This is a genomic window from Streptomyces sp. NBC_00385 (genome assembly GCF_035917155.1).
GTDB lineage: Bacteria > Actinomycetota > Actinomycetes > Streptomycetales > Streptomycetaceae > Streptomyces > Streptomyces poriferorum.
Genome location: NZ_CP107951.1, coordinates 5,553,951 through 5,580,859 on the forward strand (window position 1 = coordinate 5,553,951; position 26,909 = coordinate 5,580,859).

The window sequence follows — 26,909 nt, forward strand, 5'->3', positions numbered from 1 at the left end:
CCCAGGACTCACGCCGCCCCTTCTGCCTCGGACTCGGCCTCGAAGAGGAATTGTGCACGGTCAAGGGCCTCGTCAGCGTCGCAGCCATGTGCCCTCAGCCAGAGGAGAAGGTCTGCGATCAAGTCGGTGGCCACCTCCGCAGCTTCCTGAACGCTCGTTGGCCTGGCCTGCGAGGACTTCCGGCGTTCAGCCAACCCGCAGAGGCCCAGAAGGGCCTCTGCCTTGGCTACCTGTTCATTAGCGACATGACCGTCGGCCGACTGCAACCCCGTGGCGAGTTCACACCATGTCGTCTTGGAGACGCCACGCACGATCACTCCCCACCGGGAAGACGTTCCCTCCACCAGTTGCATGCCCCGCCCTCCCTCATCCAGGCCGGCTGCTCGGGCAAGCGTTGGAAGCTGCTGACCGTCAGAGTCGCTCACCTCAATACGCAAGCAACCCCCGTTCATGCTCACCGCCAGGCAGGCCGAGGTCCCCGCGCCCACGTGCTTGATGACGTTGCTTGTGAGCTCAGTTACGCAGACCTGAGCCGCGTAGACCATCGATGAGAGCCCCCAAAGCTCAAGGTGCCGACGCGTCGCTCGCCGCAGGCCGGCAAGCTCCTCCGCCTCAGCAAGGAAAGGAAGTTCCCACCGCTTACGCTCGACACCAAAGCGACATCCACTCATACCGGTCACCCTTCACTGGCTCAACGGTTACCTTGCGCGCCCGTTGCTCTTCATACAGTGATGGTGAAACTCTCAAAATGGAACTCTCGGAAGCCGCTTTCGGGAGCGCGCTCCGTTGGCGCACGCCCCCGGCGTGCGCCACCTTGCCTGTAAGACTCGCTCCCAGGCACCCTCTCCGATACCGACTTGAAGGGCCGAATCCATGCCAGTTGGACCGACCACGCGCAGGCGTCAACTGGGAGCCGATCTGCGTCGACTCCGCGAGGCGAGCGGCCTCACATTGGAGGAGGCAGGCGCCCGCGTAGGCATCTCAAAAGCCACTCTGAGTCGGTATGAGACGAAGGAGGGAACGGTTAAGTGGCCGGCCGTGGACGCCCTTTGCCGCGAGTACGGCTCCTCTGATCGGGAGCGAGAGTCACTGGTCGGCCTGGCTAAGGGAGCTCGCATTCAAGGGTGGTGGCGTTCCCTTGCTGACCCCATCCCCGAGTCTATGAATCTCATGCTCACGCTCGAAGACGAGGTGGTGAGCGAGGGGCACTACGCCTGCATGTATGTCCCTGGGCTGCTTCAGACGCGTGCGTACGCAGAGGCAGTTCACCGTGCTTCAGAGATGAGATGCACGGACCAAGAGATTAATCACATGGTCGACATCCGGATGAAGCGCCAGGAGCTTCTTACGCGCGACGAGCCTCCGCACCTCTGGGCAGTGATCGATGAGGCCGTCATCCGACGAATGGTCGGAGGGCTCTCCGTCATGCACGACCAGTTGCGGCACCTACTTACCGTCTCGGCCGAGCCCAACGTCACCATTCAGATCTTGCCGTTCGCGGCGGGCGCGCACGCCGCCGCAGTTGGCAGCTTCGTCATCCTGGGTGGGGCAACGCCGGAACTTGATGTGGTCTACGTGGACATCATCGGCGGCGGGCTGTTCATGGAGAAGCCGCAGGAACTCGAACGCTATAAGTTGGCGTTCGAGTACTTGCGCGCGCAGGCGCTGGACCCCCAGTCTTCTGCCGCGCTCCTGAACCAGGTGTGCGAGGAGCTGTGATGGATCACGAAGGTGCCCAGTGGTTCAAGTCGTCTTACAGCGGCGGTAGTGGCACGGAGTGCGTTGAAACTGCCTTCACCACCGTCGGCACCTACGTGCGAGACAGTAAGCGTCCGGGCGGCAGTCACTTTCAGGTTGGCCCCGAGGCGTGGGTGCACTTTGTCGGATCGGTGCGTGAGGGCGAGTTGCACTGACGTAGCGCTGCGTTCGGTGGGTGGCCGGGCAGCCGCAGCCGCAGCCGCACCGCTACACCAGTGCCACCCTCCGGTCGCGGGCGGGCAGTCGCAATGCCGATCCCCTCGTGAAGAGCGTTTCGGGCACCCTTAGGGAAGGGCGCGCCCGAGGGTTGGGCCCGCTGTGGCACCGTCTCTCCCTCCCTGTGGCTCAAGCCTGCCATGCTCATCTTGTCGAAGGCCCTGCCTGGCGGAATTGCTATCGGTACCCTTCGATGTACGAGATCTGCCCACCGAACGTGTGCCGGCGCCGATCTCATTCACCTCCCAGAGCGGTATCCGCCACACTAAGCGCGCTTGCATTTGCCCACTGCGTCCGAATTGAAGATGGCAAGCTCCGCACGTCACGTAGTACAACCGATGGAGGGGATGCGGTGTCGAGTCCTGAAGTTCGGCGGGTGCGGCTCCGATTAGCACGGCAGCGTCCACGCCCGCAGCAGGCGCGTGCGCGGGTGGCGCAGGACGAGGGCGTGCAAGGCGTTGGTGTGACGAATTCGCGAGTCGGCGTGCGCACGGAGCGCGCTGCGGTCGATCAATCAGCAAGCGACGAGGGCCAGTCGGGTGTCCCAACGGGCGAAGCGATCGCCCCGGGGAATTCGGTGCATTGGTGGAAGCGCTTTGACTGGGCCAAGATTGCCACCATTGTTGGCGTAGTCCTGGGAGTTGCATCTATTGGGTTCACGGCTATCGCAACCTACTATCAGGCACGAACGTCTGAAGACGCGTTGACCCAGTCAACAGAGAATGCTGAGAGAGAGGGAAGGGCGCAAGCGTCGCGCATCATGGTGTGGCAGGTGTATGGGGACTTCGGTGCAGGGGTGATATACATGCAGAATCGATCACCCGATGCTGTAGTGAACCCGTGGCTTTATGTCACCGGGGCAGGGGTGACCGGAATTCGCACCAAAGGTCTCGAACTGATGGTAAGAGTACTCCCGCCGTGCACTCGCTTGAGTTTCCCTCTGAGCTCCTTTCGCGACCAGCTAGCGGATTTTAAGGATTCGCAAGCGGATACAAAGTTCACTCAATGGAACGTGGAAGGAATTAGATTCAATGACTCGGAAGGCCGTAGGTGGTATCGGGATGAAAGGGGGCCTGTGCCATATGTTGCGAGTCCTTTGAGTAAATTTAAAGGAGTGGAAGCATGGGTGACTCTTTTGATTGATCAATCCACGATGAAGAGCGAGGAGGCTGCTGGATGTGGGGGGTGAGTGAGGGCCCAGCTTGCTCTGCATGACGTGAAACCTCGGAGGGAAGTCTCTAGGCTGTTGACCAGCTCAAGGGGGATTACCCCGCGGCGATTGCTGAGTATGTCCAGACGTCTGCTGGCATCTCGTGGCGCAGCTTCCAAGTGATCGCTATGGGCTTGCTGCCCTTGTGCGTGACGTAATCGGCTGGGCCTAGCAGCATCCAGGGCTGAGGGCCTCCGATGTCCGTCTTCTTGTAGCGTCGGACGAAGAGGAACACGTGAGTCCCCTTCTCTCGGTGTGTTTGGTAGCGAAGGCCTGTGGCGGACGTATCTGATGTTTGGTTCTGGGACTCCCAGTGGAACTCGAACTCGTTCAGTGCGTAGTCCTTGTACCGAGTTTCAGGAGAGAAGTCCTTCTCGCCCTTCTCCAGAGTGATGAGAAGGGCGTCCGTCTGGAGGTTCTCACACCACTTCACGCCCTCGCGGAAGTGCCCGGGCATGAAGCCGTCGACGCCGGACTGACCCAGTGCGGGGAGAATCTCTTCGCGGCTGTACGAGGCGTGAACTGCCAAGGGAAGATCGCTATGTGTGCCGAGTAGCGGCAGCGGAAGATGGTCGGCCAGGTCGAGGACGTGAGCCAGGACCTGGCCGACTTCGTCTCGGAAGGCACGCTGTGTGCGCAGGGTGTCGAAGCCCTCTTGGTAGCTCGTGAAGTCGCCGCCCAAAGGCCAGAGAGAGAAGAAGAACATGCGGGCGTACGCCTGCTCTTGGGCGGTCAGTTGGTCGTACGTGGGGGCGTTGTCGATGAGGAGCTTGGTGTACGCCGCGACGCGTGCAGGGTCATCGACATGGAGGAACGCCGATACGCGCTTCAGGAGTGCTGCCTCGCCGTCGGGGGCGGTCGGATCGAGGAGTGCGGCGCGTCGGAGGAGGCCCGTCCAAGAGTTTCCGTTGCCTCGGTAGAGCTCCTTGAGCTCTCGACCGCTCTCCTTGAGATAGTCCGCGAGCTTCGGTTTCGCGTACGCCGCGACCTCGCGGGCGAGCTGGGTGACGTTGACGCTGATCTGGTTGCGGATGTTGTCTAGGATCAGAGCCTTGGCCTTCGTTTCAAGGATGATCTGGCAGCCAGACGGCAATTGGGGGAAGTCGTCCTCGATGTTGGCGAGGAGACGATTTCGCGTCAGGTTGGTCAGGGCGCGGAACTGCTCTTCGAACCGGAACTCCTTGCGGTGCTGACCGATGAAGTCGAGAACAGTGAGGACTGCCTTGTTCTCGGTGCGGCGCAGCCCACGTCCAAGTTGCTGAAGGAACACCGTGGCGCTAGAGGTCGGCCGCAGAAGAAGGAGGGTATCGACATCGGGGATGTCGAGCCCTTCATTGAACAGGTCTACCGAGAAAATTACTTGGAGCGTCCCCGAGCGGAGCTCTTCGAGTGCCGCCTTGCGCTCATGCTTGGGTGTCTCGCCGGAGAGGGCCACGGCGCTGAGCCCGGCACGTCCGAAGAAGTCAGCCATGAACTGGGCATGTGCCACGGAGACACAGAAGCCCAGCGCCCGCATGGTTCCGGGGTCAGTGACCTTGTCCTTCACAGCCTTGACGACGAGCCTGGCCCGGGCATCGTTACCTGTGAACAGGTTGCTGAGAGCGGTCGTGTCGTATGCTCCGCGCTTCCAGGTGAGGGCACTCAGGTCAGTGTTGTCGGTGACGCCGAAGTAGTGGAACGGGCTCAGGAGTTCGTTCTCAAGGGCCTCCCAGAGCCGCATCTCGGCTGCGATCCGGCCGTCAAAGAACTCAGCCAGGATGTCCAGCCCGTCCATGCGTTCGGGAGTGGCCGTGAGCCCGAGGAGCTCTTGTGGGGCGAAATGCTCCATGATTCTGCGGTAGGTCGTCGAGGTGCCGTGATGGAACTCGTCGATCACGATGACATCAAAGTGATCTGGAGCAAGGCGCTCCAAGGCACGTTCATTGAGCGATTGAACACTCGCGAAGACGTGATTCCAGTCCTCGGGCACTTCGCCGCTGTAGAGGAGCTCGCCGAAGTTCGCATCGACCAGCACATTCTGGTAGACGCGGAGGGACTGCTCCAGGATCTCCTTGCGGTGGGCAACGAAGAGCAGGCGGAGATCTCGCCCAAATTTGTGTCGGAGGTGCTTGTAGTCCAGAGCTGCCATCACCGTCTTCCCCGTGCCAGTGGCCGCGACGAGCAGGTTACGGCTCCGCCCGTGAACGGTGCGCTCGACTTCCAGGCGTTCTAGCATGTCGCGCTGGTGGGGGTACGGACGCACTTCCAGCCCGGAGAGCGTGATGACATTGCGGCCCTGCTGCCCGGCGGGGCCACCGGCGTGAGAGAGGGCCTCGTCCAATCGTTGCGCGTCGATATCGGGGTCGTACGACTCAAAGGAGCGCTCGCTCCAGTAGGCGTCGAAGGTTGCCTCGAACTTCCGCAGGACCGATGGGGTGGCTATCGACGACAGCCGCACGTTCCATTCGAGCCCATCGAGGAGTGCGGCCTTCGACAGGTTGGAGCTGCCGACGTACGCCGTGTCGAAGCCACTGTTCCGGCGGAAGAGCCATGCCTTGGCATGCAGGCGAGTCGAGCGGAGCTCGTAGTTCACCTTCACTTCAGCACCGAACTCGCGGACCAGTCGGTCGAGGGCGCGGCGTTCAGTGGCTCCGATGTACGTGGTGGTGAGAACTCTGATGGGGACGCCGCGATCCCGGGCAGACGTCAGCGCCTGTTCAAGCACTCGTAGGCCATGCCACTTTACGAACGCGCAGAGCAGGTCAACGCGGTCGGCCGTGGCCAGCTCCGCCCGGAGCTCAAAGCCCAAACTCGGATCCTCGGGCGAGTTGGTGATGAGCGCGGTCTCGGCGAGGGGAGTGGCAGGTCGGATGGCGTAGACGCCCGGCGCTTCCTGCTCTGCGACAGCGAGTAGCTGCCGAGGGCCGTCGATGACGACATCGGCCCCCTCGGCGGCACCTTCAACAGTGCTGAGAGATTCGAGGATGTGGTTCGCGGCTACAACCTGTTCCGCGGGCTTGAGGCCTTGCAGCACCTGGCGCACGGCGTTCGCGATGTGGCGGGACAGGACGTGAGGCGTGGACTCGACTCCCACGATGCCGTCGATCGAGTGCCAACCCGCCTCGTCTAGCTGCTTCATCTGTTCCGCAAGCCGCCGGGTGATCAGCGTCTCGTGCAGCCCGGCAACGGGTGCCGCGTCCCCTGATGAAGCCTGGCTGGGCATGGCCGATTCCCCCTCATCGCGATACCTATGTACGCAGTTGTATCAAGGGAGACTGACAATCCTGGTCCCACTAGCCGCCGAACCAAGCCCTGCACTCAGGGCGGTTCGGGAGGACGATCACCAGGATCACCAGGACCAGCACGACCGTGCCGAGGACCGGGGACAGCAACAGCATGAGCAGGGCGTAGGGCACTCCTGTCCAGCTGTAGGCCTTGGCCGATGTGAGCACGCCGGGCCGACGCGTCGCGAACCTGAAGGCCGTGGTGATGCCCCACGCCGCTACCGCCAGGACGAGCACGCCGACGAGGACGACCGTGCCCGAGTGCGCGTCGTCGGGCTCGTCCCAGATGCTGGTGGCGAAGTCGTCCCTTCTGATGATGAGGCTGAGGCCGGGGAGGGCCTGGAGGCAGCCGAGGATGATCAGCATGGTGCGCAGGCGGCTGACCGGGCGGGGAACCAGGCCACCGGTGGATGGTGCACCGCTGACCCGTCCGGCAGGGCCTGGCGGGTGCGGGGGGAGAGGTGGCGGACTGCCGGGGGCCGGGTTGCTGCGGGCTCGGGCGCGTTGAGGCGGCCGGGGGCTGTCGGGTGTGCCCGGGTCGTTCGTGCTCATCTGGTGGCCCTTCCCCCGCAGTGGTCCACGCTTCAGGAAGCCATGGTGGGCGGACGGCGTGCATATGGCCAGATGTATGTCGGTCATGTCCGCCGCCCGGGATGCGCGAGAGATCCGGTCGGGTCCCGGTGACCGGTGGGTGGGACCGGTCCGGTCGCGGTGTGCCGCGCGCACGCTACACAAGGCGGACGAACGGCGGGCGGGCATCGCGCGCCGGGTCGGCCGAAGGGAGCGGGCCCCATGAGCGGCCTCGAAGACCGCCTCGCCCTGCTGGAGCGCAGGCTGCGAGAACTGGAGGACGGGACGGCAGCCGCTGAGGGCGAGGCCCAGGACCGCGTGGCCGTGCTCGACCGGCTCCACCGGTTGCAGGCCGCCATCGACGCCCGCGACTGGGACACCATCCGGAACACCTTCACCGCCGACGGGACGGGCTATCACCGGACGGGGATCGACGAGATCGTGGCCGTGATGCAGGGGCATCTCGGCGGCTGCGGAGCGACCCAGCACCTCCTCGGTAACACCCGGGTGACCATCGACGGGGACCGGGCACGGAGCCTCAGCTACGCCCGGGTTCATCACGTGGGGGCCGGCGCCATGCGGGGCAGGTTCTTCGAGTGCATGGGTGAGTACGACGACCGATGGATCCGTACCGGGACCGGCTGGCGGCTGAGCCACCGGGACTTCGACATGAGGATCCAGCTGGGCGACTTCCGTGTGCTCCGGCCCGCTGACGATTCTGGCCGCTGAAGGGAGGGAAGGAGGGGCGGGCCCAGTCGCCCGGGTCAGCTGTCAGCCGGCCTCAAGTCCCGTACGTAGCCGACCCCCCGCTCCCCGCCCAGCACCGGCTCCTCTCCCGTCGGGACGAACCCCGTCCGGGTCAGGACCGACCGTGACGCGGTGTTCGTGAGGGTGGCCGCCGCGCGGAGCGTCGTCAGGGCGTACGTCGTCGTGCAGAGCGTGAACAACTGGCGGACCGTGGCCGTCGCCAGGCCGCGGCCCGTGGCCTTCTCCGCCAGGCGGAAGCCCAGTTCGGCCTCGCCCTCCGCCACGTCCACCAGGTTGAAGCGGCCCAGCACCTCGCCGTCCCGTGTCACCAGGACGTGGAAGTGGCAGACGCCCGTGGCCTGTTCGGCGAGGCGTTCCGCGAGGTGCGCTGCGAACCGGTGGAAGTAGGCGTCGCCGCGGTCCGGCACCGAGGCCGCGAAGAACGCCCGGTTCTCCTCCTCGAACGCGAGGAGGGCCGGGGCGTGGTCGGGGTGCAGGCGCTGCAGCTCGGGCATGGTGGCAGCGTATGCGGAGCCGGTGGGTGCCGGTGGGTGCCGGTGGGTGGAGGACGGTGGGGAACTGGCCGGCCGATCATGCGTGTCCGTGGTCCGACGCGGGAGAGCCGGGTGCCGGGTTCACGCCGCGAACCGCCTCATGACGGCCGGTGCGGTCAGGCGTCGTCGCGGGTGTCGGTTGGTGTCGCCCCGCCGAGCATGGCGAGGGTCAGGACGTTGCCGGAGATGCCCCAGCCGCCGTCGGCGACCTCTTCGACCAGAACCATGGTGGTGTTGCGGGCGCGTTCGCCGTAGATCTCGACGAACAGCTCGGTGGTGCGGGTGACGATCTCCTCCTTCTGCTTCGGGGTGAGGGTCTTCTCGGGCACCTTGAAGTTGGCGAAGGGCATGGCTGGTTGTTCCTTTCTCAGTGGGGTCTTGCAGGCAGCTTCCTGCGGGTGGTTCAGATGATTCCGCCGTTGGCGCGGATCACCTGTCCGTTGATCCAGTGGCCGGCCGGGGAGGCCAGGAACGCGACGACCTCGGCGATGTCGGCCGGGGTGCCGAGGCGCTCCAGCGGGGGCTGGGCGGCCAGGCGGGCGATGGTCTCCTCGTCCTTGCCGTCCAGGAACAGGTCGGTGGCCGTGGGGCCGGGCGCGACGGTGTTGGCGGTGACGTCCCGGCCCCGCAGTTCCCGGGCCAGGATCAGCGTCAGCGCCTCGACCGCGCCCTTGCCGGCGGCGTACGCGCCGTAGCCCGGGAAGGCCAGCCCCACCACGGACGTGGAGAACGTCACGACCGCACCGCCGGGGCGCACCCGCCGGGCGGCCTGCTGGACGACGACGAACGTGCCGCGGACGTTGGTGCGGTGCAGGTCGTCCAGGACGGCCAGGTCCAGCTCGGCGATCGGCGCCAGGTGCATCCGCCCTGCCGCGTGCACGACGACGTCGACGCCGCCGAACTCCGCTTCGGCCGCGTCGAACAGGGCCGCGACCGCGTGTTCGTCGGCTACGTCCGCGCGCACGGTGATCGCCCGGCCGCCGTTGGTGACGGCCTCCTTCGCGGCGGCTTCGGCCTCGACCTGGTTGCCGGCGTAGCCGACCACGACGGCGTACCCGTCGGCGGCCAGCCGGGCGACGGTCCGGCGGCCGATGCCGCGCGAGCCGCCGGTGACGATCGCGACGCGGGGAGAGGCGGAGGACTGGGACGGGGCGGCGGTCCCGTCGGCGGAGGCGGGGAAGGCGGGGGAAACGGCGGAAGGGTCGGAGGCGGGGGATGCGGCGGAAGGGTCGGAGGCGGGGGATGCGGGGGTGGGCATGGCTGACTCCTGGGGGAAGAGGGCTCGGGCCGCGGCCTTGCCGTTGCCCTGCTGCGTCTTCCACGATCGTCCGGTTCCCCGTCCCCAGCCAGGGCTGCGTCTACCCAGGGGACGCCACCCCCTGGCTGTGCTCCGGCATACGAGTGACCATGGAGGGGTGAACCTTCCAGAACTCGGCGCCTTCCTCAGGACACGACGCGACCGCATCCGCCCCGCCGAGGTCGGTCTCCCGCACGGCCCGCGTCGTCGCGTCCCCGGGCTGCGCCGCGAGGAAGTCGCGCAGCTGGCAGGGCTGTCGGTCGACTACTACACCGAGCTGGAACGCGGCGGCGCTAAGAACGGCGTGCAGCCCTCCGCCCAGACCGTGGCCGCCCTCGCCCGAGCCCTGCGTCTGAACGGCGACGAGCGCGACCACCTCTTCCACCTGGCCGAACGGCCGGTCCCCCCGTCGGCACACGGACCGTCGGCACACGTGCAGCCCGCGCTCCTCGGACTCCTGGACCGGCTGTCCAACACGCCCGCGCGTGTCATCACCGACCTGCACGAGACCCTGGTGGAGAACGACCTCGCCCGGACCCTGCTCGGCAGGTCCCCGGCACACCGCGGCCCGGCGGCGAGCTTCGTGTACCGCTGGTTCACCGACCCGCAGGCGCGCGAGATCTACCCGCCCGAGGACCACCCGCGCCACTCCCGGGTGTTCGTGGCCGACCTCCGGGCAGCGGCCGGCCGGCGCGGCGGCCGGGACACCGAGGTGACGAAGATGGTAGCCGCGCTACGCCGCCGCAGCCCGGAGTTCGCGGCCCTCTGGGACACGCACGATGTCGCGGTGCGCCGCACGGACCACAAGCGGATCGTCCACCCCATGCTCGGCGTCATCGAGCTCGACTGCTACAACCTGCTCAGCGAGGACGGACGGCAACGCCTGCTGTGGTTCACCGCGCCACCCGGAAGCCCGGGAGCCGAGCAGCTGGAACTGCTGTCTGTCGTGGGGACCCAGGAGCTGGGCGTCGCGGAGCCGGCGACCCGGTGAGAGCCCTTGGCGGTTCCCCGACCTGGTACTTGCCGCCGGCGCCTCGTGGAATTACGGGTTCAGGTCGAGGACCCGGACCGGCTCCTTCTGCCATGCCTGAGGGGTGGTGGTCGCGATGACAGCGCCGTCAGGGCGGTCGGCGGTGGGCTGGGCGGCGTGTCGGCTGTGGGCTGTTGACCAGGTCTCCTGTTGCGCCACGGCCAGTGCTGCGGGGAGGTCCAGGTCGAGCACGGTGATGCCGGGCAGGGCTGCCAGGTGCTCGGCGGTTCCGGGGCGGGCCCGGTCGGCTTCGACCAGCGCGCAGGTCGGCGCGTAGAGAAACCAGCCGGGTTCGGCATGCGCGCGGTGGATGAGGCGGGACGCGAGGATGTTGCCCTGGCCGGCGGCTGTCATCGCCGTGGCGTCCAGGACGATGTGCATGGCATCGGTCACCGATTTGTCACCTGGGCCAGCCTGCGGTCCAGCTCACTGTCCAGTTCGCTCTGTTCGGCAGGGGTGGGGGCATAGCCATTCCACTCCTGGAGAGTGGCGCGGGCTCGTTCAGCGCGCTCGGCGCGCTCGGCCGGGGTCAGCATGGTGTCGGCCAGACGGGCCAGGTAGGCGCGCAGGGACAGACCCTCGGCAGCCGCGATCTCCGCGAGCCGGTCCCTGGCTTCTTCGGGGATGCGGACGTTGGCGTCGGGCATGGTCGTACTCCTTCTCATACCAAAAGGGTACGGGTACGTACCCGTACCCGTACAGGGGAACTGGCGTTCGCCTACGCCCCTCCGTGGCAGTCCCGATAAGACCGCCCCGAGCCGCACCAGCACGCCGCGCTCCTCGCCGGCGGCCACGGCACCGCACGGCCGCGGGCCGCCAGGGTCGTCGCGTACTGGGGGAGCAGGTCCGGGTCGGACGGGGAGGCGGCCTCGGAGGCGGCGAACGCCTCGTACGACGGGACCGTGCCCGTCACGATGCCGAGGTTCGGGGTCCCCGCCGCATGGAGGTCGCGCAGGGCCGCCTCCAGGAGGGCCAGGTGGTCCGGGTGCGAGGCGTACTCGCTGCCGAGGCCGGGGTACGCGGTGAGGAGCTCGCGCAGTTCGGGCTCCGGCCAGTGGAGCACCGCCACCGGGAACGGGCGGGACAGGGCCGTGCGGTACGTGCCCAGTTCGGCGCGGAGGCGGGTGATCTCGGCCCGGAGCTCGCCCGGGTCCGAGGAGCCCAGTGCCCACAGCCGCTTCGGGTCGTGGAGCTCGTCCAGCGGGACGGCCGCGGTGTGGAGGGCGTCGGCCAGCTCGTCCCAGGCGTCGTGCGTGACGCCCATCAGGCGGCGTACCCGGTGGCGGCCGGTCAGCAGCGACTGGGTGGCGTACGGGACTTCCTCGCCCGGGGCGATGAGCAGGGTGAGGGCCGTGGAGAAGTAGTCGTGGGCCGACTCCAGCTCGTCGTGGGCCTCCAGGGTCTCGGCCGCGATCTCCCAGGGCGCCGCCTCCGGCGGGGCGGCCGCGCGGATGCCGTCGATGATCGCGCGGGCCTCGGCCTCGTGGCCGTACTCCCACAGGTTGGCGGCGTTGAGCGCCTTCACCAGGTGGGGGTGTTCGGTGTCGGGGTCGCTGAGCAGGGAGTCGTAGAGCGTGGTGGCACGGGCGCGGTCGCCGGCGAGTTCCAGATGGGCCGCTGCCTGGAGGAGCAGCGGTTCGTGGTCCTCCGGGTACTGCGCCGCGGTGCGCAGCAGGCGCTCGGCTTCGGTGGTGTGGTCGGCAGGCGTGTCGGGGCGCATGAACCACACGGTACTGCCGTCCGGGCGCGGCACGGAGGGATGTTGCGGCTCCGAAAGGCGACGCCGGTGGGTGAGCCTTGTTACGGCTCTGGAGAGTTGCGGGCCTTGGGCCTATCGTGCGGGCCGTGCGTCAGCGGACAGGTGAGCGGATACCGGTGGTGGTGCAGCGTGACGTGCGCGGGAGGCGGCTGGCCGCGCGCGGGCTGTGGACGGGCGCGGAGCTGGTGGTGACGCTCGGCGTCGTCCTGCTGCTGCTCGTCGCCCATCAGCTGTGGTGGACCAACCGGCAGGCGCGTGCCGAAGCCGCCGACACCGTGCACGCCCTTCAGCGGGACTGGGGGGAGCCGGAGGAGGCCACCGATCCGCCGGTGGCGGAGCAGCCGCAGTCGCAGGAGGCGGTGGACGGGGACAGTCCCGTCGTGGGGGAGAAGGACGCGGGAGGAGGGGGCGCCGGGGCCGGTGGCCCGTCCGCGCCCCGGCGGTCCCAGGCGTACGCCGTCCTCGGCATCCCGCGCATCGGGCTGACCGCGCCCGTCGCCCAGGGCATCAGCAAGCAGGGCGTCCTGGACAAGGGGTACGTAGGTCACTACCCGGGCACCGCGCAGCCCGGCGGCTCAGGCAACTTCGCGCTCGCCGGGCACCGCAACACGCACGGCGAGCCCTTCCGCTACATCAACCGGCTGCGGTCCGGCGACCGGATCACCGTCGAGACCCGCGACGCCGTGTACACGTACACCGTCGACAAGACCCTCGCCCGGACCCAGCCCGGCGACAGCGGGGTCATCGCCACCGTGCCGCGCAGCAATGTGAAGCCGTACGTGGGCTACCGGAGCGCCGGGTCCTATCTGACGCTGACGACGTGCACACCCGAATTCACCTCCCGGTACCGGCTGGTGGTGTGGGGCAAGCTGACCGGCGTACGGGAGCGCTGAGCATCGCGGGAGAGGTCGTAAGGTTCTCTGACGTGCTCAGACGACGTCCGCAGTTGTTGTGGTTGCTGGTCCCCTACGTGCTCTACCTGGGGGCGCTGCCGTTCGTGAACCGGGTCGATCCCGTCGTTCTCGGGCTGCCGTTCCTCTTCTTCTGGCTGCTCGGGGCGACGCTGCTCACGCCCGTCGCCGTATGGCTGGCCCGGCGGGGTGACCGCCGGTGAACGCCGCCGTCGCGACCTCCGTCTTCGGGGTCTTCATGGTCGCCACCGTCGCCCTCGGGCTGTTCGCCGTACGCGGCAGACGCGGGGGAGAGGGCGGCGGGCTCGCCGAGTGGTCGGTGGGCGGGCGCAGCCTCGGGACCGTCTTCATCTGGGTGCTCATGGCGGGCGAGGGCTACACCAGCTTCAGCTACCTCGGCGCCGCCGGCTGGGGCTACAACTACGGGGCGCCCGTCCTGTACGTGGTCGCGTACATGTCCTGCGGTTACGCCGTCGGCTACGTCGTCGGGCCGATGCTCTGGGCGTACGCGCGCAAGCACGGGCTCGTCGGCATCACCGACATGGTGGCGCACCGCTTCGGCCGGCCCTGGCTCGGGGCGCTCGTCGCCGTCCTCGCGACCGTCTTCCTGCTCCCGTACATCCAGCTCCAGATCACCGGCATGGGCGTCGTCGTCTCGACGATCTCCTACGGCGCCATCAGTCTGAACTGGGCCTACTTCATCGCCTTCGCCGTCACCACCGGCTTCGTCGTGGTGAGCGGGCTGCGCGGCAGCGCGTGGGTGTCCGTGCTGAAGGACGTGCTGGTCATCGCCACGCTCGGCTTCCTCGCCGTGTATGTACCCCTGCACTACTTCGACGGGTACGGGCCCTTCCTCGACCGGCTCGTCACCGAGAAGAGCGAGTGGCTGACCTTCCCCGGGCACGGGGACAGCGGCCTCGGACAGGCCTGGTTCATCACGACCTCCTTCCTCAACTCGCTGACCGTGGTGATCTTCCCGACGACCGTCGCCGGCTACCTCGGTGCGAAGGACGCCGACGTGCTGCGGCGCAACGCGATGTGGCTGCCCGCGTACAACGTCCTGCTGTTCGTCCCGATGCTGCTCGGCATGGCGGCCCTCTTCGTCGTGCCGGGGCTCGTCGGCGCCGAGTCGAACCTGGCGCTCTTCAAGCTGGTCGTCGACTCGCTGCCGGCCTGGTCGGTCGGCATCATCGGCGTCGCCGCCGCGCTCTCCTCGATCGTGCCGATGGCCGTCTTCATGCTGGTCATCGGCACGATGTGGGGGCGCAGCGTGCTCTCGCTCGTCCCGCGCTGGGAACGGCGGCAGAAGGGCGCGGCCCAGGTGGTCGTCGTGGTCGCGGGGGGCCTGGCGCTGCTGCTCACGTACACCGCGCCGAACACCCTCGTACGGCTGTCGCTGATCTCGTACGAGGGCATGGCGCAGCTGCTCCCCATGGTGCTGCTGGGGCTGATGTGGCGGCGGCTGACGCTGCTCGGGGCGATGAGCGGGTTGGTCGTCGGGGTGGGCGTGGTCTGCGGGTTCGTGTTCACGGAGAACGACCCGGTGTGGGGGGTGAACGCCGGCATCATCGCGCTCGGCGCCAACCTGGCCGTCGCGCTCGCGGTGACGTACGCCGGTCCGCGCGAGCACGACGCACGGCCGGACGACGAGGTGCTCGCGCGGGACGGGATCGAGGACGAGACCGATGACGAGGAAGAGCTGTCCCTGAAAGCCGATCGTGTATAACGGTTAAAGGTTGAAGTGCCGTGCGGACCCGTATCGCGCGTCGCGCGGGAGCGTTCGCAGGACAGCGGCCGCAGGAGAACGGAAGGGGGAGGAGCCATGGACGTGAGCGCCGAGCAGCGCATGCGTGGCGGCCTCGCCCGGGTCCTCAGGCCCGCCGGGATCCTGCTCTTCTTCCTCACCGAGGTCCTGCTCGCCGAGGGCGGCAGCCTCTCCGCCGCCGTGGCGCTCGCCGCCACCGCGGCCGCCGGCACCGCGCTCGTCGCCTGCTCGGTCATCAGCGCACGCTGCGCCGCCCCGGTGCCCCGCACCCGGGTCCGTACCGCCATGCGCGACCGGGAGAAACGCACCGCGTTCCTCCCGCAACGGGACCCCGACGCCAAGGGGCGCCGCCGCCCCCGAGCCCCCGGCCTCGTCCTCCTGACGGCCGCGTAGGGCTCTCGCCTCCTCCTTTCCGCCCCAGGTACGTACGCCCCTGTGCGCGTACGCACGGGCGCCCCGCGCGGATCGTCATGCCGAAGCTGATCCACTTCCCGGCACGACGAGACCCCCGGAGGGCTCATCCATGTCCGCCTTCATGTCCGCATTCGCCAGCCTGGTCGGCGCGCTCGCCGACGCGCTCCACCCGCTCTTCCAGAACGCGTCCACCGCCGCCGCGATCGTCCTGTTCACGGCACTCGTACGACTCGCCGTGCACCCCCTGTCGCGGGCCGCGGCGCGTGGGCAGAAGGCGCAGCGGCGGCTCCAGCCGCAGATCGCCGAGCTGCGCAAGAAGCACAAGAAGAACCCCGAGCGGATGCAGAAGGCGCTCATGGAGCTGCACAAGGAGGAGAAGGTCTCCCCGCTCTCCGGCTGCCTGCCGAGCCTCCTGCAGATGCCGGCCTTCTTCCTGCTCTACCACCTCTTCTCCAGTACGAAGATCGGCGACGAGGCCAACGCACTCCTCGGCCACCAGCTCTTCGGCGCCCCGCTCGGCGAGCGCTGGCGCGACGCGCTCGCGGACGGCGGGATGTTCGGTGCGCAGGGCCTCGTGTACGTGGGGCTGTTCGTGATCGTCGCCGCCGTCGCCACGTTCAACTACGGGCGGACCAAGCGCCAGATGGCCGCCAACCCCGTCACCCCGGCCACGGGCCCCGACGGACAGCCGGTCCCGGGCATGGGTGCGATGACGAAGGTGATGCCGCTGATGTCCTTCTTCACGCTCTTCACCGTGGCCTTCGTGCCGCTGGCCGCCGCGCTGTACGTCGTCACCAGCACCACCTGGACCGCGATCGAGCGGGCCTACCTGTACCGCGACATGCCGGCGGCCGGCGCCGCCATGGCCACCGCGGCGTAATCGCGGACGCGAGTGCGCCGGTCCAGTGTGTGAACAGGGTCTTGCGGGGTGATCGGATGTCTTGGAGGATCGGACAAGCCTGCGATGGCCGCAACCCATCCGACGGGCCCGATCTCGACCGAGGGAGACAGACCGTTGAAGTTGCTTCGTGTGGGTACAGCGGGTGCGGAACGTCCGGCGCTGCTGGACGAGGACGGAACCCTGCGTGACCTGTCGGGCATCGTCACCGACATCGACGACGCGCTGCTCGCCGACGAGGACGCGCTCGCCCGGGTACGGGCCGCCGCGGCCGCGCCCGGGGAGCTGCCGGCGCTCGACGCCGAGGGGCTGCGGGTGGGCCCGCCGCTCGGCCGGATCGGCAAGATCGTGTGCATCGGGCTGAACTACCACGACCACGCCACGGAGACCGGCGCCCAGATACCGGGCGAGCCGATCCTCTTCTTCAAGGCGCCGGACACGGTCGTCGGGCCCGAGGACACCGTGCTCGTGCCGCGCGGCAGCGAGAAGACCGACTGGGAGGTCGAGCTCGCCGTCGTGATCGGGCGCACCGCCCGGTACCTGGACTCCGCGGAGGAAGGGCTCGCGCACGTCGCGGGATACGCGGTGGCGCACGACGTCTCCGAGCGCGCGTTCCAGATCGAGCGCGGCGGCACGTGGGACAAGGGCAAGAACTGCGAGACGTTCAACCCGCTGGGCCCCTGGCTGGTGACGGCGGACGAGGTGGCCGACCCGCAGGCGCTGCCGCTGAAGCTCTGGGTCAACGGTGAGCTGAAGCAGGACGGCACGACGGCCGACCAGATCTTCCCCGTCGGCGAGGTCGTGCGCTACCTCAGTCACTTCATGACGCTCTACCCGGGCGACGTGATCAACACCGGTACGCCGGCGGGGGTCGCGATGGGGCAGCCCGACCCGAAGCCGTATCTCCGGGCGGGGGATGTCGTGGAGCTCGAGATCGCGGGGCTGGGGCGGCAGCGGCAGGAGCTGAAGGGGGCGTAGGGGGCCTTCGGGCCCGGGGTGCGCCCGGGGAGCCGCTTCGTCCTCAAGCGCCGGACGGGCTTGATTTTGCCCGGCTGGGCTTGGTCGCAGGCTCGGCTCGATGCGCGATTGCGCTGGAAAAGATCGGAGGGGTGGGGGCTGCCCGGCGGCAGCCCCCACCCCTCCGGCGTGCCGGGAAACCGATCAGTCGCTGATCTGCGTCGCGAACTGTTCCAGCGCCTCGACCACCAGTGCGTGGTCCTCCGCCTGGGGCAGGCCCGACACCGTGACCGAGCCGATGACGCCCGCGCCCTCGACCGCGATCGGGAACGAGCCGCCGTGCGCGGCGTACGTGTCCGGGTCCAGGCGCGAGGCCTCGTCGAAGGTCGTCCCCTTGGCCCGGAACCGCGTCCCGACCAGGTACGAGCTCTCGCCGTACCGTTCGACGACCTTGCGCTTGCGGTCGATCCACGCGTCGTTGTCCGCGCTCGAACCGGGCAGCGCGGCATGGAACAGCTGCTGGGCCCCGCGCCGGATGTCGATCGCGACCGGGGCGTGCCGTTCCCGGGCCAGGGCTACGAGCAGGCCGCCGAGCGCGTAGGCGTCGTCGTAGCCGAAATGCGGCAGCGTCAGCCGGCGCTCCTGGGCGATCAGCTCGGAGATGGTCGGAGCGGTGGGGTTCATGCGGACTGCTCCTCGGTGGCGTGAGCGGTGGCGGATACGGAGGCGGAGGCCTGGGGCAGGGCGACCGTGACGCCGTCGCGGGCCGAGCGGCGGGCGGCCTCCAGAACGTCCAGCGCGGCGGCGGCCTGGAGGGCGGTCACCGGATTCTCGCCCTTGCCGCGCAGCGCGTCGGCGACCGCCGCGTAGTACGCGGGGTAGTCGCCCGGCAGCGTACGCACCGGGGTGCCGCCGCCCGTGAGCGGGGACTCGCCCGAACCGAGCCGGCCCCACAGCGCCTCGTCCTCCACACCCCACGGCACCCGGGCCGACGGGCGCGTGCCCTCGCGCAGGGCCGCCTCCTGGGGGTCGAGGCCGTACTTGACGTACCCGGCGGTCGATCCGAGCACCCGGAAACGCGGGCCGAGCTGGGCCGTCGTCGCGCTGACGTACAGATGCGAGCGGACCCCGCTGGTGTGGGTGATGGCCAGGAACGTGTCGTCGTCGGCCGCCGCGCCCGGGCGGCGCACGTCCGACTCCGCGTACACCCGGTCCGCCGGGCCGAACAGGACCAGCGCCTGGTCGACGACATGGCTGCCCAGGTCGTACAGCAGCCCGCCGATCTCCTGCGGATCGCCCGACTCGCGCCAGCCGCCCTTCGGCTGCGGGCGCCACCGCTCGAAGCGCGACTCGAAGCGCTGCACCTCGCCCAGCTCACCGTTGGTGACGAGTGAACGCAGGGTGAGGAAGTCGTTGTCCCAGCGGCGGTTCTGGAAGACCGAGAGCAGCAGCCCGCGCTCCTCGGCCAGCGCCGCCAGCTCCCGGGCCTCGGCGGCCGTACCGGCGACCGGCTTGTCCACGACCACCGGCAGACCGGCCTTCAGCGCGGCCGTCGCGAGCGGGACGTGGGTCTTGTTCGGCGACGCGATCACGATCAGGTCGAGCTCGTCCGCCCGCGCCCACAGCTCGTCCGGCGAGGCGGCGAACCGCACCTCGGGGAACTCGGCGCGGGCCTGCTCCCGGCGCTCCTCGTTCGACGTGACGACCGTGTCCAGGACGAGGCCCTCGGTGGCGGTGATCAGGGGGGCGTGGAAGACGGAACCCGCCAGGCCGTAGCCGACGAGTCCGACGCGCAGGGGGGTCCCGGACGATCCGGAGGTCTCGTGAGTCACGTGGGCAGTCATGCTTCCACTTTGGCAACGCTGTTGCCAAAGTGCAAGCGCAGGAGACAATGGGTCCGTGAACAGGAGTAACAGCGGCGCGAACCTGCCGACACTGCGCAGCCACAACGCGGCGCTCGTGCTCGACCTGCTGCGGGCGGCGGGCGAGGGCGGCATCAGCCGGCTCGAACTCGCCGCGCGGACCGGCCTCACCCCGCAGGCCGTCAGCAAGATCACCGCCCGGCTGCGCGCCGAGGACCTGGCCGCCGAGGCCGGGCACCGCGCCTCGACGGGCGGCAAGCCGCGCACCGTGCTGAGACTCGTCCCGGACGCCGCCCACGCGGTGGGGCTGCACCTGGACCGCGACGAGCTGACCGTGGTGCTCGTCGACCTCGCGGGCACGGTGGCCGCGAGCCATACGGCCCCCCTGGACCTCGGCGCCCCGGCGGACGAGGTGCTCGCGGCGGCGGCCGGGGCCGTCGCCGCCGTGCGGGGCGACGGTGCGCAGTCGGTGCTCGGGGTGGGCGTCGCCGTACCGGGGCCGCTCGACCACCGGGGCGGGGTCCTGCACCGCGTCACCGGGTTCCCGCAGTGGGACGGCTACCCGCTCCGGGACGAGCTCGCCGCGCGGACCGGGCTGCCCGTCGTCATCGACAAGGACACCAACGCCGCCGCTCTCGGGCTCGCCCTCCAGGCGCCGGACCCCGCCGACTTCGCCTACCTCCACCTGGGCACCGGCCTCGGCTCCGGGCTGGTGCTCGGCGGGGCGCTGCACCGCGGGGCCCGTACCGGGGCGGGGGAGTTCGGCCACCAGACCGTCCAGCTGGACGGCGCCCGGTGCAGCTGCGGCGGGCGCGGCTGCATCGAGGCGCTCTGCCTGGCCGCCGTGGAGCGGGGTGACGTCGCCGAGGCCGCACGGGTGCTCGGGACCGGCGCCGCCAATCTGGTCGGGCTGCTCGACATCGACCGGGTGGTACTGGGCGGACGTCTTGTCGCCGCCGACCCCGACGCGTACGTCAGAGGGGTACGCGCGGTGCTCGACGAGCGGGCCCGGCAGGGCGGGGCCGACGGGGCGCCCGTACCGGTCGTCGCCGCGGGCGGCGGGGAGCGGCCGGTCGCGGAAGGGGCGGCCCAACTGATCCTCGCCCCGCTGTTCGGCCGGGTCGCCGGCACCGCGGGCGGGGGCGGAGAGCCGGCTGCACCCTCCGCGGGCCCCGTCCCCGACGGTACGGAACTGGGCTGATCGAGGGGTCCCGGGCGGCCGGGCGGAGGACTCCCCGGCATGTCGGCGGCGGCCCGTCCGCGTCCCCATGACACGGTCGCGGTTCCTGCCGGTGAACTCCGGGCCCGGGGCGAGCCGACCGTTTCCGCGAGAAGTGAAGGCTGCCCCGCCATGCCCCCCACACCGCCCCCCGCGACACCTTCGCCGTCCTCTTCGCCGGCCTCCTCCTCCTCCTCCCCCGAGCACCCCGCTCCGTCGCACCCGCCGTCGCCGCCGCCCCCCGCGGCCGGCCGTACCCGGCACGGACTCGTGCTCGGGCTGGCCGCGGCGAGCGTCGTGCCCGCCGTCGTCCTCGGCGGCCCGGCCGCGGCCGCCCCGCAGCGCCATCCGGCCTCCACCCCGGCCGCCAACCTGAACCCGGCGTCCGCCCCCGACGCCGCCTCCGTGAACCCGGCGTCCGTGCCCGAAGCCGCCTCCGCCCCGGACGCCGCCTCCGCCGACCAGCAGCCGGCCTGTGGTGACCCGGGGGCCGCCGACTTCCCGATCGACACCCGGATCCACGGCGGCCCGGACACGTACGCCTCCGGCGGCGGCTACGGCACCTGGTTCCTGGACCTGACCAACACCACCGCGGAGTCCTGCCGCGCGATCCACCCGGTCCTGGTCCTCACCGACGAGGACCGCGCCCTGACCTCGGACCAGATCCAGCTGGAGTTCTCCGAGCGCGCCCACCCCGGCGTCGAACACCGCGTCAGCTGGGAGACGACCGACCGCGACGAACACATCGGCGTCTTCGGCGGCGAGGGCGACGACTCCTTCGCCGGCTTCACCGTGCCGGCCGGCCGGACCGTCACCGTCCAGGTCAGGCTGGCGTTCACCTCCGACACCAGCCCCGGCCGGATCACCGCGAACGCCGCGATCGTCCAGCGACAGCGCGCCGACAGCGGCCCCGGGGGCGAGGCCCTCGACGGGGAGTGGGTCGGCGAGTCCGAGGACTACCCGTTCACCGTGATCGAGGACGACGGCAGCGGGGACCCGACGGACGACGGCACGACCGACGTACCCGGCGAGGCGGAGGAGGGCGGCGGCCTCACCGGGCGGCCCGACTCCAGCCCCACCCCGCGCCCGGTCGCACCCGGCCGCGATCCGGCCGGGGTGCCGGAACTCGCCAGAACCGGAATCCAGGTCCCGATCCCCCTGCCGGGCCTCACCGTCGCCGGCTTCCTGATCGGCGGCGGCGCCGTAGTACTGGGCGCCCGCCGCATGCGCCGCACCCCCCGCTGACCCCCGCCGTCCCCGGAGACCGACGGTGGCTTCCGGCCGCGTCCCGGCGCCGCGACCACCGGTGTTCATGTCCGTCTGCCACCATCGGCCCGTGGACTTCCCGTACGACCAGGCACCTGGCGCACCGATCCGCTCCGGCATCCCGGAGCACGGCCGCATCCCGAAGTACTACGCCGTCAAGGCGAGAGTCTCCACCCTCGTCGACGAGCTGGGCGAGGGCGACGCGCTGCCGCCGGAGCGTGATCTCGCCCAGCGCTACGAGGTGTCGCGCGAGACCGTGCGCCAGGCCCTGCGCGAACTGATTCTGGAGGGGCGGCTGGCCCGGCAGGGCCGCGGCACGGTGGTCGCGGGCCCCAAGATGGAACAGCCGCTCGCCCTCGCCAGCTACACGGAGGGCGTCCGCCGCCAGGGCCGCACACCGGGCCGCCGCCTCATCGGGCTGGAGCGGTTCCCCTGCCCCGAGGCACTCGCCGCCGAGACCGGAACGGAGCCCGGGGAGCCGGTCTGGCACCTGGAGCGGGTCCTGCTCGCCGACGACGACCGGGTCGGCCTGGAGAGCACGTACGTCAGCGTCGCCCGGGTGCCGGACCTCAGGGAGGAGTTCGACGCCGGCTCCTCGTTCTACGCCTATCTGCACGACCGGCTCGGCGTCTCGTTCGGCGACGCGGACGAGCGCATCGAGACGGTGCTCGCCACACCCCGCGAGGCGCTGCTCGTCGGCACGCCGCCCGCCCTGCCCATGCTGCTGATCCACCGGCTCTCGCGGGACGCGGACGGCCGGCCGCTGGAGCGCGTGCGGACGCTGTTCCGCGGCGACCGGTTCTCCTTCACCACCCACCTCGACGGACGCGGCTGAGCGGTCGCACCCCGCCGGACACCCCGCCCGGGCGTGCCGCACGCCGACCCCCTACGATCACAGGAAGGTAACGGGTCTGGTCCAGATTTGAGGCTCGGTTCATCCTCCCGTTGCCCCGCCGATTCATCCGGGCCATCCGCACCGAGGAGCGTTGCCGTCGTGAGGGTCATCGTCGTAGGAGCCGGCGTGGTGGGAACCATGCACGCCTGGCACGCAGTGAACCGCGGCCACGAGGTCGTCCAGATCGAGCGCGAGAGCGAGGCGCGCGGGGCATCGCTCCGCAACTTCGGACAGATATGGGTCAGCGGCCGGGCCGGTGGCGAGGAGCTGGAGACCGCACTCCGCGCCCGTGAGCTGTGGGAGTCCATCGGCGCACGGGTGCCGGACCTCGGGTTCCGGGCCTGCGGCTCGCTCACCCCGGTCCGCACCGCACGGGAGACCGCCGTCGCCGAGGCGGCCGTCGCCCGGCCCGACGCGGCGGCCCGCGGTTACCAGCTGCTCACCGCCGGGGAGGCCCGCGCGGTCAACCCCGCCCTGCGCGGCGACTTCGCCGCCGCGCTGTGGTGCGAGCGGGACGCGGCCGTCGAACCGCGCACCGCCCAGCTCGCCCTGAAGCAGGCGCTGCTGGCCTCCGGCCGGTACACCTACCTGGGCGGCCGCGAGGTGCGCGAAGTCGTCGCAACGGCATCCGTCCGTGACGACCACGGCGATGTGCACACCGGCGACGCCGTCGTCCTCGCCACCGGCGCCTGGCTCGGCGGCCTCGTCCGCGAGCTGGCCGGACCGGACCTGCCCGTGCGGCGGGTCCGCCTCCAGATGATGCAGACCGACCCGCTCGGCGAGCCGCTCACCACGTCCGTCGCCGACGCCGACAGCTTCCGCTACTACCCGGCCTACCGCGGCGAGGCGCTCGACGCGCTCAACGCCGGACAGGCCCAGGACCCCACCGCCGCCGCACACCGGATGCAGCTCCTGATGGTGCAGCGCCGCGACGGCGGACTGACCATCGGCGACACCCATGAATACGAGCACCCCTTCTCCTTCGACACCGTCGAGGAGCCGTACGAGCACCTCACCGCGGTCGTCGAGTCCTTCCTCGGCCGCCCGCTGCCGCGCATCCGGCACCGCTGGGCCGGGGTCTACGCCCAGTGCACCGACACCGGCCGCGTCGTCCACCGCCAGCAGGTGCGGGACGGCGTCTGGCTGGTCACCGGGCCCGGCGGCCGCGGCATGACCTGCTCGCCCGCCATCGCCGAAACGACCGCCAACGAACTGAACTGGTGAAGAAGTTGAACCACGACGCCCCGCTGAACGACGCCCCGCTGAATCTGATCGTCCTCGACATGGCGGGCACCACCGTCGCCGACGGCGGCCTCGTCGAGCAGGCCTTCGCCGCCGCGGCCGCCCGGCTCGGCGTGGAGCCCGGCTCCGCCGACCACGCGGAGAAGCTCGCGTACGTGCGCGCCACCATGGGCGAGTCCAAGATCACCGTCTTCCGCCATCTGTTCGGCGAGGAGACCCTGGCGCAGCAGGCCAACGCGGCCTTCGAGGAGGCGTACGGAGAACTGGTCGACGGCGGCCGTATCGCACCCGTCCCCGGCGCCCGCGAAGCCATCGAACGGCTCACGTCCGAGGGTCGGACCGTGGTCCTGTCCACCGGCTTCGCCCGCCCCACCCAGGACGCGATCCTCGCCGCACTCGGCTGGCAGGACCTGGTCGCCCTGACCCTCTGCCCGGCCGACGCGGGCGGCCGGGGCCGCCCCTACCCGGACATGGTCCTCGCCGCGTTCCTGCGCACCGGCGCGGTGGACGACGTCCGCCGGACCGTCGTCGCGGGGGACACCTCGTACGACATGCTCAGCGGCGTACGCTCCGGGGCCGGCATCGTCGCGGGAGTCCTCACCGGTGCCCACGACCAGGATCAGCTGACCCGTAGCGGAGCCACCCATGTCCTCGGTTCCGTCGCCGAACTCCCCGGCCTGATCGCGCGGGCCGAGGCCTGACGGGCGGCACCGATCCGCCCGCGGCGGCGACGTTCCCGCCTCCACCATGATCAGGCTGTATCTCCCGTCGAACGAACCGCCTAAAATCGGAGCCGTCGGCGCTGCACAGCGCGGTGCCGCCGGCGTCCCCGCACCTGGCGTACGGCAACTGGAGTCCCACATGGCAGAGCGCAAGCCGATCTCGTCCTGGCTCACCGACATGGACGGAGTCCTGATCCACGAGGGGACGCCGATCCCCGGCGCGGATGCCTTCATCAAGCGGCTGCGGGACTCGGGGCTGCCCTTCCTGGTCCTCACCAACAACTCCATCTACACCGCCCGGGACCTGCACGCCCGGCTCAGCCGTATGGGCCTCGACGTCCCCGTGGAGAACATCTGGACCTCCGCACTGGCCACCGCCCAGTTCCTGGACGACCAGCGGCCCGGCGGCACGGCCTACGTCATCGGCGAGGCGGGGCTCACGACCGCGCTGCACGACATCGGCTACGTCCTCACCGACCACGAGCCCGACTACGTGGTCCTCGGCGAGACGCGTACGTACTCCTTCGAGGCGCTCACCAAGGCGATCCGGCTGATCAACAACGGGGCGCGCTTCATCTGCACCAACCCGGACGAGACCGGCCCGTCCGCCGAGGGCCCGCTGCCCGCGACGGGCTCCGTCGCCGCCCTCATCACCAAGGCGACCGGCAAGGCCCCCTACTTCGCGGGCAAGCCCAACCCGCTGATGATGCGCACCGGCCTCAACGCGATCGGCGCCCACTCCGAGTCCAGCGCCATGATCGGCGACCGGATGGACACCGATGTGCTGGCCGGCCTGGAGGCGGGCATGCAGACCTTCCTGGTGCTGACCGGACTCACTACGGTGGCGGACATCGACAAGTACCCGTTCCGGCCGTCCACGGTCGTCGACTCCATCGCCGACCTGGTCGAACTCATCGACGTGGCCTGACCCGGCCGGGTGCGGGGAGCGGGGCGGCGGGCCCGCCGCCCCGCACTCCACCGGCCCAGCGGCCGGGCCCTGCGGATGCGGAAAGCCCCGGCACGCGTGAACCTTCCATCAGGAGGTTCACGATGCGTTCGATACCCGTCACGTTCTGTGCCGCCGCGGTGGCCGCGGCGACCCTGATGCCCGCTTCCGTCGCACTGGCCAATTCCGACTCGGACCGCGAGGACTCGCGGTCCCGGGCCACCCTCACGCTCTCCCCGTCCTCCGTCTCCCCGGGCAGCGAGGTCGACCTGGAGGTCGACGGCTGCAAGGGCAAGGAGGCCAAGGGCAGCTCCGACGCCTTCGTCTCCGAGGCGCGCTTCTCGCCCGGCGGCGACCGGACGCTGTTCGCCGAGGCCCGGGTCCGCTCGGACGCCGAGCCCGGCGACTACGACGTCCAGGTCGTCTGCAAGGGCGACAAGCACCTCAAGGCGTCCGCCGTGCTGACCGTCGTCCACCGCAACCGGCCCATGCCCGTCGCCCCGGTCCGCGCGGGTGGCGGAGGTACCGCCGTGCTCGCCGACCAGGCCACCGCCCAACAGGACGGCCCCGGCACCGTGCACGCCGTGGTCGGCCTCGCCCTGGCCGCCGTCGCCGCCGTCGCCGTAGCCTTCCGCAGCGTGCGACGCCGCCGCCCGGCCATCGACTGACGTGTCCGCCTCGGACCACTCGGCGGGGCACGGCAGGCTGCTCACCGGAGTGGCCTGGGCCGTACTCCTGCTGGGTCTGTGGCTCTGGGGCCGCGGCATCACCAGCGGCTCCGGCGTCGGCTCCGCGCCGACCACCGGCGACGTCGCCGCGGTCGGCCGGCCGCTCGGCGTCCCGCTGCCACCGGCCCACGACCCGATCGAGGGCGTGGCGCCGCGGAGTGTCGAGATCCCGTCGATCGGGATCCGGGCCCCCGTCGTCTCCCGGGGCCTGGACGAGGACGGGGCGATCGAACCGCCGTCCTTCGACACGCCCCGGACCGTCGGCTGGTACGGCGCCGGCACCGAGCCCGGCGCCAAGGGACCGGCCCTCTTCGTCGGCCATGTCGACACCGAGACCAAACCGGCCGTCTTCTACGGGCTCAGCGCGGCCCGCCCCGGCGCCGAGGTCGAGGTGACCCGGGCCGACGGCAGCGTCGCCGAGTTCACCATCGACGACGTCCAGGTCTTCACCCGCGAACGCTTCAACGCGCATAAGGCCTACGGGCCCCGCAAGGACGGCCGGGCCGAGCTCCGGCTGATCACCTGCGGCGGCACGTACGACCGTGCGTCGAAGTCGTACACGGCGAACGTCGTCGTCTCGGCCTACCTCACGGGCGAGAAGTCCCGGGAGCAGGTGCGGGCCGAGGCGGAGAAGGAGGCGGTCGGCAAGGCGGGTGCGCCGGCCGGCGGCTGAGCGGCTG

Annotated in this window: 30 protein-coding genes; 19 read left to right on the forward strand and 11 right to left on the reverse strand. The window is 70.2% G+C overall.

Translation table 11 applies throughout. The features are described from left to right. Positions 1–8 precede the first annotated feature (8 nt). Positions 9–671, reverse strand: coding sequence for an ATP-binding protein (locus tag OG959_RS24830; RefSeq protein ID WP_326666587.1), 663 nt, complete (start codon positions 669–671; stop codon positions 9–11). Positions 672–873: 202 nt separating this feature from the next. Between OG959_RS24830 and OG959_RS24835 the strand changes: the two genes are divergently transcribed. The 3 genes from OG959_RS24835 to OG959_RS24845 all read left to right on the forward strand — a co-directional run bounded on the left by OG959_RS24835 (position 874) and on the right by OG959_RS24845 (position 3,163). Further along, the gene (locus OG959_RS24835) at positions 874–1,719 is read left to right on the forward strand and encodes a helix-turn-helix domain-containing protein (RefSeq protein WP_326661842.1); all 846 of its coding nucleotides are present in this window, start codon (positions 874–876) and stop codon (positions 1,717–1,719) included. Next, complete coding sequence (locus tag OG959_RS24840) at positions 1,719–1,913, forward strand: DUF397 domain-containing protein (RefSeq protein WP_326661844.1); 195 nt, start codon at positions 1,719–1,721, stop codon at positions 1,911–1,913. The genes OG959_RS24835 and OG959_RS24840 overlap by 1 nt, the downstream gene beginning before the upstream one ends. A gap of 491 nt (positions 1,914–2,404) precedes the next feature. Next, positions 2,405–3,163 carry a hypothetical protein gene (locus OG959_RS24845; protein WP_326661846.1) on the forward strand — a complete coding sequence of 253 codons (759 nt, stop codon included), beginning with the start codon at positions 2,405–2,407 and terminating at the stop codon, positions 3,161–3,163. A 76-nt stretch (positions 3,164–3,239) separates the two neighbouring features. Here the strand turns inward: OG959_RS24845 and OG959_RS24850 are convergent, their stop codons facing one another. Beyond that, complete coding sequence (locus OG959_RS24850) at positions 3,240–6,386, reverse strand: DUF3427 domain-containing protein (RefSeq protein ID WP_326661848.1); 3,147 nt, start codon at positions 6,384–6,386, stop codon at positions 3,240–3,242. Positions 6,387–6,456: 70 nt separating this feature from the next. Next, entirely contained in the window at positions 6,457–6,813 is a 357-nt protein-coding gene (locus OG959_RS24855; protein ID WP_326661849.1) for a hypothetical protein, read from the reverse strand. A 426-nt stretch (positions 6,814–7,239) separates the two neighbouring features. Here OG959_RS24855 and OG959_RS24860 point away from each other — a divergent pair, with 426 nt between their 5' ends. After that, the gene (locus OG959_RS24860) at positions 7,240–7,746 is read left to right on the forward strand and encodes a nuclear transport factor 2 family protein (RefSeq protein ID WP_326661850.1); all 507 of its coding nucleotides are present in this window, start codon (positions 7,240–7,242) and stop codon (positions 7,744–7,746) included. Between the two features lie 35 nt (positions 7,747–7,781). Here the strand turns inward: OG959_RS24860 and OG959_RS24865 are convergent, their stop codons facing one another. The 3 genes from OG959_RS24865 to OG959_RS24875 all read right to left on the reverse strand — a co-directional run bounded on the left by OG959_RS24865 (position 7,782) and on the right by OG959_RS24875 (position 9,576). Further along, a complete protein-coding gene (locus OG959_RS24865; protein ID WP_326661851.1) occupies positions 7,782–8,279 on the reverse strand; it encodes a GNAT family N-acetyltransferase in 498 nt (165 codons plus the stop codon). Between the two features lie 155 nt (positions 8,280–8,434). Next, positions 8,435–8,668, reverse strand: a complete 234-nt coding sequence (locus OG959_RS24870) for a 4-oxalocrotonate tautomerase family protein (RefSeq protein ID WP_326661852.1) — start codon at positions 8,666–8,668, stop codon at positions 8,435–8,437. 53 nt (positions 8,669–8,721) lie between these two features. Beyond that, complete coding sequence (locus OG959_RS24875; protein WP_326661854.1) at positions 8,722–9,576, reverse strand: SDR family oxidoreductase; 855 nt, start codon at positions 9,574–9,576, stop codon at positions 8,722–8,724. A 157-nt stretch (positions 9,577–9,733) separates the two neighbouring features. On the opposite strand from OG959_RS24875, the gene OG959_RS24880 reads away from it, so the two are divergent. After that, positions 9,734–10,606 (forward strand): helix-turn-helix transcriptional regulator, encoded by an 873-nt coding sequence (locus tag OG959_RS24880; protein WP_326661856.1) that lies wholly within the window; start codon positions 9,734–9,736, stop codon positions 10,604–10,606. Between the two features lie 51 nt (positions 10,607–10,657). On the opposite strand, the gene OG959_RS24885 is transcribed toward OG959_RS24880, so the two are convergent. The 3 genes from OG959_RS24885 to OG959_RS24895 all read right to left on the reverse strand — a co-directional run bounded on the left by OG959_RS24885 (position 10,658) and on the right by OG959_RS24895 (position 12,365). Next, positions 10,658–11,038: a hypothetical protein gene (locus tag OG959_RS24885; protein ID WP_326661857.1), complete on the reverse strand. Its 381-nt coding sequence runs from the start codon at positions 11,036–11,038 to the stop codon at positions 10,658–10,660. After that, positions 11,035–11,292 carry an Arc family DNA-binding protein gene (locus tag OG959_RS24890; protein ID WP_326661859.1) on the reverse strand — a complete coding sequence of 86 codons (258 nt, stop codon included), beginning with the start codon at positions 11,290–11,292 and terminating at the stop codon, positions 11,035–11,037. Before OG959_RS24890 ends, OG959_RS24885 begins: the two co-directional genes overlap by 4 nt. 71 nt (positions 11,293–11,363) lie before the next feature. After that, positions 11,364–12,365, reverse strand: a complete 1,002-nt coding sequence (locus OG959_RS24895; protein ID WP_148016840.1) for an SEC-C domain-containing protein — start codon at positions 12,363–12,365, stop codon at positions 11,364–11,366. Positions 12,366–12,490: 125 nt separating this feature from the next. Between OG959_RS24895 and OG959_RS24900 the strand changes: the two genes are divergently transcribed. From OG959_RS24900 to OG959_RS24925, 6 genes are all read left to right on the forward strand, one after another. Next, positions 12,491–13,297, forward strand: a complete 807-nt coding sequence (locus tag OG959_RS24900; protein WP_326661862.1) for a class E sortase — start codon at positions 12,491–12,493, stop codon at positions 13,295–13,297. Between the two features lie 62 nt (positions 13,298–13,359). Beyond that, a complete protein-coding gene (locus OG959_RS24905; protein ID WP_326666588.1) occupies positions 13,360–13,518 on the forward strand; it encodes a DUF3311 domain-containing protein in 159 nt (52 codons plus the stop codon). Beyond that, positions 13,515–15,041, forward strand: a complete 1,527-nt coding sequence (locus OG959_RS24910; RefSeq protein ID WP_326661865.1) for a sodium:solute symporter family protein — start codon at positions 13,515–13,517, stop codon at positions 15,039–15,041. The genes OG959_RS24905 and OG959_RS24910 overlap by 4 nt, the downstream gene beginning before the upstream one ends. A gap of 96 nt (positions 15,042–15,137) precedes the next feature. Beyond that, the gene (locus tag OG959_RS24915; protein ID WP_326661867.1) at positions 15,138–15,473 is read left to right on the forward strand and encodes a DUF6412 domain-containing protein; all 336 of its coding nucleotides are present in this window, start codon (positions 15,138–15,140) and stop codon (positions 15,471–15,473) included. A 130-nt stretch (positions 15,474–15,603) separates the two neighbouring features. Continuing rightward, positions 15,604–16,374: a YidC/Oxa1 family membrane protein insertase gene (locus OG959_RS24920; protein ID WP_326661869.1), complete on the forward strand. Its 771-nt coding sequence runs from the start codon at positions 15,604–15,606 to the stop codon at positions 16,372–16,374. Positions 16,375–16,509: 135 nt separating this feature from the next. Beyond that, a complete protein-coding gene (locus tag OG959_RS24925; protein WP_326661871.1) occupies positions 16,510–17,370 on the forward strand; it encodes a fumarylacetoacetate hydrolase family protein in 861 nt (286 codons plus the stop codon). Between the two features lie 183 nt (positions 17,371–17,553). On the opposite strand, the gene OG959_RS24930 is transcribed toward OG959_RS24925, so the two are convergent. Together OG959_RS24930 and OG959_RS24935 are read right to left on the reverse strand one after the other, a co-directional pair. Further along, positions 17,554–18,033 carry a heme-degrading domain-containing protein gene (locus OG959_RS24930; protein ID WP_326661873.1) on the reverse strand — a complete coding sequence of 160 codons (480 nt, stop codon included), beginning with the start codon at positions 18,031–18,033 and terminating at the stop codon, positions 17,554–17,556. Beyond that, entirely contained in the window at positions 18,030–19,193 is a 1,164-nt protein-coding gene (locus OG959_RS24935) for a Gfo/Idh/MocA family oxidoreductase (RefSeq protein WP_326661875.1), read from the reverse strand. Before OG959_RS24935 ends, OG959_RS24930 begins: the two co-directional genes overlap by 4 nt. A gap of 55 nt (positions 19,194–19,248) precedes the next feature. Between OG959_RS24935 and OG959_RS24940 the strand changes: the two genes are divergently transcribed. The 8 genes from OG959_RS24940 to OG959_RS24975 all read left to right on the forward strand — a co-directional run bounded on the left by OG959_RS24940 (position 19,249) and on the right by OG959_RS24975 (position 26,902). Continuing rightward, complete coding sequence (locus OG959_RS24940; RefSeq protein WP_326661877.1) at positions 19,249–20,412, forward strand: ROK family transcriptional regulator; 1,164 nt, start codon at positions 19,249–19,251, stop codon at positions 20,410–20,412. Between the two features lie 150 nt (positions 20,413–20,562). Then, on the forward strand, positions 20,563–21,675 hold the full coding sequence (locus OG959_RS24945; protein ID WP_326661879.1) for a hypothetical protein: 1,113 nt from the start codon (positions 20,563–20,565) through the stop codon (positions 21,673–21,675). A gap of 91 nt (positions 21,676–21,766) precedes the next feature. Beyond that, entirely contained in the window at positions 21,767–22,531 is a 765-nt protein-coding gene (locus OG959_RS24950) for a GntR family transcriptional regulator (protein ID WP_326661881.1), read from the forward strand. Between the two features lie 159 nt (positions 22,532–22,690). After that, positions 22,691–23,815 carry a TIGR03364 family FAD-dependent oxidoreductase gene (locus OG959_RS24955; RefSeq protein WP_326661883.1) on the forward strand — a complete coding sequence of 375 codons (1,125 nt, stop codon included), beginning with the start codon at positions 22,691–22,693 and terminating at the stop codon, positions 23,813–23,815. Next, entirely contained in the window at positions 23,812–24,534 is a 723-nt protein-coding gene (locus OG959_RS24960) for a phosphonatase-like hydrolase (protein WP_326661885.1), read from the forward strand. Before OG959_RS24955 ends, OG959_RS24960 begins: the two co-directional genes overlap by 4 nt. A gap of 160 nt (positions 24,535–24,694) precedes the next feature. Continuing rightward, on the forward strand, positions 24,695–25,483 hold the full coding sequence (locus OG959_RS24965) for an HAD-IIA family hydrolase (protein WP_326661887.1): 789 nt from the start codon (positions 24,695–24,697) through the stop codon (positions 25,481–25,483). 122 nt (positions 25,484–25,605) lie between these two features. Further along, a complete protein-coding gene (locus tag OG959_RS24970; RefSeq protein ID WP_326661889.1) occupies positions 25,606–26,169 on the forward strand; it encodes a hypothetical protein in 564 nt (187 codons plus the stop codon). Between the two features lies 1 nt (position 26,170). Continuing rightward, entirely contained in the window at positions 26,171–26,902 is a 732-nt protein-coding gene (locus OG959_RS24975; RefSeq protein ID WP_326661890.1) for a class F sortase, read from the forward strand. The last annotated feature ends 7 nt before the right edge of the window (positions 26,903–26,909 follow it).

Bases quoted from the DNA above. Each gene is read 5' to 3' on its own strand.
- OG959_RS24830 (WP_326666587.1), bottom strand. From the start codon at position 671: ATGAGTGGATGTCGCTTTGGTGTCGAGCGTAAGCGGTGGGAACTTCCT.
- OG959_RS24835 (WP_326661842.1), top strand. From the start codon at position 874: ATGCCAGTTGGACCGACCACGCGCAGGCGTCAACTGGGAGCCGATCTG.
- OG959_RS24840 (WP_326661844.1), top strand. From the start codon at position 1,719: ATGGATCACGAAGGTGCCCAGTGGTTCAAGTCGTCTTACAGCGGCGGT.
- OG959_RS24850 (WP_326661848.1), bottom strand. From the start codon at position 6,386: ATGCCCAGCCAGGCTTCATCAGGGGACGCGGCACCCGTTGCCGGGCTG.
- OG959_RS24855 (WP_326661849.1), bottom strand. From the start codon at position 6,813: ATGCTGATCATCCTCGGCTGCCTCCAGGCCCTCCCCGGCCTCAGCCTC.
- OG959_RS24860 (WP_326661850.1), top strand. From the start codon at position 7,240: ATGAGCGGCCTCGAAGACCGCCTCGCCCTGCTGGAGCGCAGGCTGCGA.
- OG959_RS24865 (WP_326661851.1), bottom strand. From the start codon at position 8,279: ATGCCCGAGCTGCAGCGCCTGCACCCCGACCACGCCCCGGCCCTCCTC.
- OG959_RS24870 (WP_326661852.1), bottom strand. From the start codon at position 8,668: ATGCCCTTCGCCAACTTCAAGGTGCCCGAGAAGACCCTCACCCCGAAG.
- OG959_RS24875 (WP_326661854.1), bottom strand. From the start codon at position 9,576: ATGCCCACCCCCGCATCCCCCGCCTCCGACCCTTCCGCCGCATCCCCC.
- OG959_RS24890 (WP_326661859.1), bottom strand. From the start codon at position 11,292: ATGCCCGACGCCAACGTCCGCATCCCCGAAGAAGCCAGGGACCGGCTC.
- OG959_RS24895 (WP_148016840.1), bottom strand. From the start codon at position 12,365: ATGCGCCCCGACACGCCTGCCGACCACACCACCGAAGCCGAGCGCCTG.
- OG959_RS24915 (WP_326661867.1), top strand. From the start codon at position 15,138: ATGGACGTGAGCGCCGAGCAGCGCATGCGTGGCGGCCTCGCCCGGGTC.
- OG959_RS24920 (WP_326661869.1), top strand. From the start codon at position 15,604: ATGTCCGCCTTCATGTCCGCATTCGCCAGCCTGGTCGGCGCGCTCGCC.
- OG959_RS24930 (WP_326661873.1), bottom strand. From the start codon at position 18,033: ATGAACCCCACCGCTCCGACCATCTCCGAGCTGATCGCCCAGGAGCGC.
- OG959_RS24935 (WP_326661875.1), bottom strand. From the start codon at position 19,193: ATGACTGCCCACGTGACTCACGAGACCTCCGGATCGTCCGGGACCCCC.
- OG959_RS24945 (WP_326661879.1), top strand. From the start codon at position 20,563: ATGCCCCCCACACCGCCCCCCGCGACACCTTCGCCGTCCTCTTCGCCG.
- OG959_RS24965 (WP_326661887.1), top strand. From the start codon at position 24,695: ATGGCAGAGCGCAAGCCGATCTCGTCCTGGCTCACCGACATGGACGGA.
- OG959_RS24970 (WP_326661889.1), top strand. From the start codon at position 25,606: ATGCGTTCGATACCCGTCACGTTCTGTGCCGCCGCGGTGGCCGCGGCG.